This window comes from Streptomyces rhizosphaerihabitans, assembly GCF_025399795.1.
GTDB lineage: Bacteria > Actinomycetota > Actinomycetes > Streptomycetales > Streptomycetaceae > Streptomyces > Streptomyces rhizosphaerihabitans.
In genome coordinates this window covers 1-5,381 of record NZ_JAODTZ010000118.1, presented here as the reverse complement: position 1 = coordinate 5,381, position 5,381 = coordinate 1, and the positions used below count along the sequence as shown (strand labels likewise).

Below are 5,381 nucleotides of genomic sequence, written 5' to 3'. Positions count from 1 at the left end.
TGAGCTCGAACTCCTTGAGCGCCTCCACCGTCAGCGTGGTCAGCGGCACCGGGTGAAGGCGGTAGCCGTCCAGCGAGCCGTCCTCCAGCGGTGAGGCGTGGTACCCGACCTTCCGCAGCGCCCGTTCGGTGAACTCGTCGGCGTCGACGATGATCTCCGCGCCGCGCGGCAGATCCTCGATGTTCGCCTTCAGCGCGGCCGGGTTCATCGCCACGAGTACGTCGGGCGCGTCACCGGGAGTGAGGATGTCGTGGTCGGCGAAGTGCAGCTGGAACGACGAAACGCCCGGCAGGGTGCCTGCGGGCGCGCGGATCTCGGCCGGGAAGTCGGGCAGCGTCGACAGGTCGTTGCCGAACGCCGCCGCCCCCGCGGTGAACCGGTCACCGGTGAGCTGCATACCGTCACCGGAGTCCCCCGCGAACCGGATGACCACCCGATTCAGTCGGCGGACGTCCTTCGTTTTCGACGCATGACCGCCCGCAGTACCTGCTGAAATCATATTCGCGTTTCCTTTCCTCGGGATGATGTCAAGATCGACCCGATGGGCGTGTCGGCCAGAAGGTGGCCGATCCGCCCCTGCTTTTTCGTAAAGCGTCTCGATAGTGTGGTGTTTTGGCCAGGATCAGTGCTTCGCCGTCCGAGGTGGAGTGACTTGGCACACGTATACGTCGTACGCGTGCCCGTGTACGATGTATCGTGAGAGTCTGGAACGGGTGTGCACGGGGGGCTGGTGAAATTGGCCGGGCGGTAGAACAGCAGGCCGGGCGCGTTTGCGCCAGTGGGTTGAGTGCTCGTGAAGAGTCGGTCGCCATGCGGCGGGCCGCCGCCTGAGTGATTTTTCCTCCAGTTTTTATTGTTTCGGCGGCGTTTCTCATTTCTTTTATTATCGAGTGTCAACAATTGATCTTTGACGGATCGGCCGCGTGGTCTGTACCCTCGATGGAGACCTTCTATTGATTGGCGCGACGCTCGCTTTAACGGATGATTGCAGGGGGAATCGCGGATGGGGAATCGTTCCATAAGGTTTGTGCAAACGAGCACTTCGCAACAGCTCGCGGTGCGGAGTGCGCCGGTCAGACCTGAGGCGAGGCGACCCCGCAAAGCGTTGCGCGTGCTCTCCGTCGACAGTCAGCCCGAGGTCGCGAAAGCGCTCATCCGTAACCTGGGCCGGCACGGGTTCCAGGCGGAGAGCGTGCCGACCGGAGCGCAGGCGTTACAGCGGTTCCGGAACGCCGATCTGCTGCTCCTCGACCTGGATCTGCCCGACCTCGACGGGGTCGAACTCTGCCGCAGCATCCGGTCCGTCTGCGACGTGCCGATCATCGTGGTCACGGCCCGTGACTCGGAGCTGGACCGGGTGCTCAGCCTGCGCGCGGGTTCGGACGACTACGTGACCAAGCCCTACAGTCTCGCCGAACTGATCGCCCGCATCGAGGCCGTCATGCGCCGGGTCCTGCGTCAGCCGGTCTCCGCCGAGGAGGCCATCACCGTCGGTCCGCTCGGCATCGATCCGCGCGCTCGGCAGATCAGCCTCGACGGCAGGCCCGTGGAGGTGACCCGTAAGGAATTCGACCTGCTGTATCTGCTCGCCTCGCACCCGGGCAGTGTGGTCACTCGCAGGCAGATCATGGCGCAGGTCTGGAGGGACTCCCGGTCGGCGCCGGGGCGCACCATCGACACGCACGTCAGCAGCTTACGGAGCAAGCTGGGATCGAGCGGCTGGATCGTCACTGCCCGCGGTGTCGGTTTCCGCCTGGGACATGCCTGATCCTTCATGACGGTCACCCGGCACGCCCTGGACCGGGACTGTCTCCTCCGAGGGATTCACCTTCTGTCCCAGGGGGCACCCGGTTTGGGAAATACCAGGAGCAAGGTTTGAATTCGGGCCTGTTCGGTCAATGGCGACCGACGGGTCCTCCCTCTTCCGAAGCCCGTCGTGGAATTGCCGACGGGAATGCCGACCCGTCAGGTGAGGGCCGCTCGTGGGGCCTTCTCATGCCGCGCCGCGCCAGCCCGGCCGAGGGTCGGCTGCCCATGACGTGGCTGTCCTGCGCCTGGCCGAAAACAGTGTCCAGCGGGCCCCATTCCGAGAGCCCGAGCCCGTCACCCGGGCCGCCCGCGAGGCGCGCGCGGACAGAACGGTGGAGAGCGCCACGGCGATCGCGGCGACCTCCTCGGCCGTCGGCGAGCCGCTGGTGATGCGCCAGGAGTGCGCGGTCACCACCAGGGAGACGTCGACCGTGCTGTCTTCCTCTGCTGCCATGGTTCCTCCCCGAAAGACGTCGGCAGCTCTGCGGAACCCGGTCGGGTTCCGCAGAGCCGCAGGGCGAACTCCGTGTGTCAGGCGCGGGACCGGCGGATCGCCTCCAGCGCGGCCACCGCGACGAAGCCGACGAACAGGTGCATCGTGGTCAGAGTGGCGGCGGTGCCGCCGTCGGTGTCCGAGGTCAACGGGCCGATGGCCGTGAGCAGCGCCACCGCGCCGCCCACGAGCTGACCCACCCGAAGGAGCACCGGCTTCCAGCGGGCCAGGAGCACGGTGGCGGTGACGCCGATCACCGGTGCGGCGATCGACATGAAGATCACGTCACTGGCGCCGATCTCGTCGGCCTTGCCGTTGAGCTCCAGGACCAGCGAGGCGCCGGCGGCGTCACCGATGAACAGGACGATCAGATTGACGACCGCGGCGAGTGCGGCGGCCCCCGCCACTGCCTGCCATGCGGGCAGCGCTCGTCGTCCTGGAGCGGTGTGGTTGGCAGCGGGGATACTGCTGGTCATGGAGCCCTCCGGGCTGTCGTGCCGCGCCGGGACCGGGAGGTGCCGGGTCCCGGCGCGGTGGTCGTGGAGATGGGCCGTGCGCTTCCGGCGCGAGGACCGGCCGGCCGAGCGGTTCGTCAGCTGGGGGTCAGGGACAGGGCGTGCCGGAAGACGTTCTTGGGGTCGTAGGTGTTCTTGACTCGCTGCAGCCTGGGGTAGTTGTCCTTCCAGAAGAGCGAGTACCACGGCACCCCGGACAGGTTCTGCGTCGGGTCGCGCATGTCGATGTCGGGGTAGTTGATGTAGCCGCCGTCCTGCTGGTCGTTGGGCGCGGGGAAGCCACCGGTCGAGGCGTGGACGTTCTTGCGCAGCGTGCGCACCCAGTTGACCTCGACCTCGTCCTGCGTCGGGTCGGACCAGTTGTTGGAGTACCAGAGCTTGATGACGGAGTCCCGCTGCGGGATCGCCGTCGCGGACGACGACACCGTGTTGATCTTGCAGCCGTAGGCCGCCAGGTACACCAGGCCGACGCCGTAGTGGCTGGGGTCGGTCAGCGAGCGGTAGACCGCGCCGACCTGGGTGGCCGTCAGCGGCTTGCGCAGATGGCCGCCCATGGACTTCTGGCGCGAGTACGCGCCGTAGCTGGCGGTCGGCTCCAGGGCGATCTCCAGCCAGGTGCCTTCCTTGACGTCGACCGTCGGCTGCACCCCGACGCCCGCGTTCACCGCGGCGATGTAGTCGTCGTGGAGCTGGGCGGTGTTCGCGAGCGTCGCGTCCATACGGATCTCCAGCTGAACCGTGCCCGCGATCGACGAGTGCAGCTGCAGCGAGCTGTGCATCGACGAGTACACCGACTCCGGAGCGCTGTTCGCGGCGTGCCAGGCGCCGTGGTTGAGCACCAGACGCGTGAAGCCCGCCTCGGTCAGCTGCGCCCAGGGCCAGGTCACGATGGTCTCGCGCATCCGCGCGGGCGGCTTGGGCAGGAGCGAGGAAGGGCTGCCCGAGGCGCCCGGCGTGCGGAACCAGAACCTCGTCACGATGCCGAACCCGCCGCCGCCACCGCCGGTGTGTGCCCACCACAGGTCGCGGTTCTCGTCGTTCGTGTTACGGGTGGCGATGATCGTGCGGGCCCTGCCGTGCTTGTCCGCGACGACGACCTCGACGGCGTACAGGTGGTCCACGATGAGGCCGTGGCGACGGGACAGCGGGCCGTACCCGCCGCCGGAGACGTGACCGCCGACTCCGACCTCCGGGCACACGCCGCCCGGGACCGTGACGCCCCAGCCTTCGTACAGTGCCTTGTAGACCTCGCCCAGCCGGGCGCCGGCCTGGACGGCGAAGGCGTTCATCGTCGGGTCGAAGGTGACGCCCTTCATCTCGGACAGGTCGACGAGCACACGGAACTGGGGGTCGTCGACCAGACCTTCGAAGCAGTGACCGCCGCCGCGTACCGTGATGCGCTGGTTGTTGGCGATGGCCCGGTTGACCGCCTTCTCCACCTGGGAGGCGCAGTGCACGAGCCAGATCTCGTCCGGCGTGGCCACGAAACGGCTGTTGTAGCCGCGCCCCGTGAGTTCGGCATACCGGGCGTCGCCCGGTCTGACGATCACCTCCGGGTCGGCCTGGGCGGCGGCCCGGGCCGTGGTGGCATTCAATGCCGTGAACCCCGCGGTGGCACCGGCCACCGCTATCGCGGAGCCCAGGAACGTACGTCGCGAAAACATGTTGAGCCCTATCTGTACAGGGATGCCGACAAGTCACCGCATTGGCGGATGCGGAGCGGGGGTGGACTTCAGCCAACCAGCCCCCGCGGTAGGTCACCACGCGCTTGACATGGATCTGTCGTGCCTCGATGCGAAAGTTGAGGCTTCGGACACTCCGGTCATCCGTCGGAGGCGGATCGCGCCGCCTCGCGAAGTGCTGAGAGCAGCACGGCCTCCGACTGGGATCCGGTCAGCGGCTGTGCGCCGTCGATGAAGAACACCGGCACCCCGGTGACGCCGAGCCGGCGCACGCGGTCGAGTTCGGTGTGCAGCCGGTCGGTTGCGGCAGCCGTTTCCGGTGCGGTGTCCGCCGCTCCCGAGCCGGAGTCGTCCGTCGTGACGCCGACTTCCTCGGCGAGCCGGGCGAGGGTGGCGGGGTCGCCGATGTGCAGTCCGTCGGTGAAGTGCGCGCGAAAGAGACGCTCCACCATCTGCTCGGCCCTGTCCTGCCGCGAGGCCCGGGCGATGAGCAGATGAGCCTCGAACGTGCCGGTTGCCACGGCGTGTTCGTAATGCAGCTCCAGTCCCTCCGCGGCCACCTGCTCGGCGAACCGGAGCGTCTGCTGTACGGCCTGCGGGCCGAACACCCGCTCCAGTACGGGGAGCAGGGGCGCCCCTTCGGTGCCCGCGCCAGGCGCGAGCTCGAAGGGGAGGAACTCCACCTGGATCAGGTGGCCCTCGGCGCGCAGTTGGTCCGCCGCACGGGTGAAGCGGGTGTAGCCGAGGTAGGAGTGAACGCAGATCACGTCGAGCGCGATCCGAACGCGCACCGCCGTGCTCCTCGTCGGTTGCCCCTCCATGTGTGGTGCCTCCCTTGGCTGATGGGGTCAAGTGCTGTGTCACTGTGGCTGATTGCCATGT

General features: G+C 67.7%; 6 protein-coding genes. 1 reads left to right on the top strand and 5 read right to left on the bottom strand.

The genetic code is table 11. The annotated features are described in order from the left end of the window. On the bottom strand, window positions 1-499 hold a 499-nt coding region (locus N4G66_RS44695), incomplete at its 3' end, for a 2-oxoacid:acceptor oxidoreductase family protein (protein ID WP_261710074.1). Between the two features lie 612 nt (window positions 500-1,111). Here N4G66_RS44695 and N4G66_RS44690 point away from each other — a divergent pair. Beyond that, window positions 1,112-1,768, top strand: a complete 657-nt coding sequence (locus N4G66_RS44690) for a response regulator transcription factor (protein ID WP_315903772.1) — start codon at window positions 1,112-1,114, stop codon at window positions 1,766-1,768. A gap of 225 nt (window positions 1,769-1,993) precedes the next feature. Here N4G66_RS44690 and N4G66_RS44685 read toward each other — a convergent pair whose 3' ends face one another. The 4 genes from N4G66_RS44685 to N4G66_RS44670 form a co-directional block, all read right to left on the bottom strand. Further along, a complete protein-coding gene (locus N4G66_RS44685; RefSeq protein WP_261710072.1) occupies window positions 1,994-2,263 on the bottom strand; it encodes a hypothetical protein in 270 nt (89 codons plus the stop codon). Window positions 2,264-2,340: 77 nt separating this feature from the next. After that, window positions 2,341-2,778 (bottom strand): DUF6069 family protein, encoded by a 438-nt coding sequence (locus N4G66_RS44680; RefSeq protein WP_261710071.1) that lies wholly within the window; start codon window positions 2,776-2,778, stop codon window positions 2,341-2,343. A gap of 116 nt (window positions 2,779-2,894) precedes the next feature. Continuing rightward, window positions 2,895-4,481, bottom strand: a complete 1,587-nt coding sequence (locus N4G66_RS44675) for an FAD-binding oxidoreductase (protein WP_261710070.1) — start codon at window positions 4,479-4,481, stop codon at window positions 2,895-2,897. Window positions 4,482-4,639: 158 nt separating this feature from the next. Continuing rightward, window positions 4,640-5,290: a DsbA family oxidoreductase gene (locus N4G66_RS44670; protein WP_261710069.1), complete on the bottom strand. Its 651-nt coding sequence runs from the start codon at window positions 5,288-5,290 to the stop codon at window positions 4,640-4,642. Window positions 5,291-5,381: the final 91 nt, after the last annotated feature.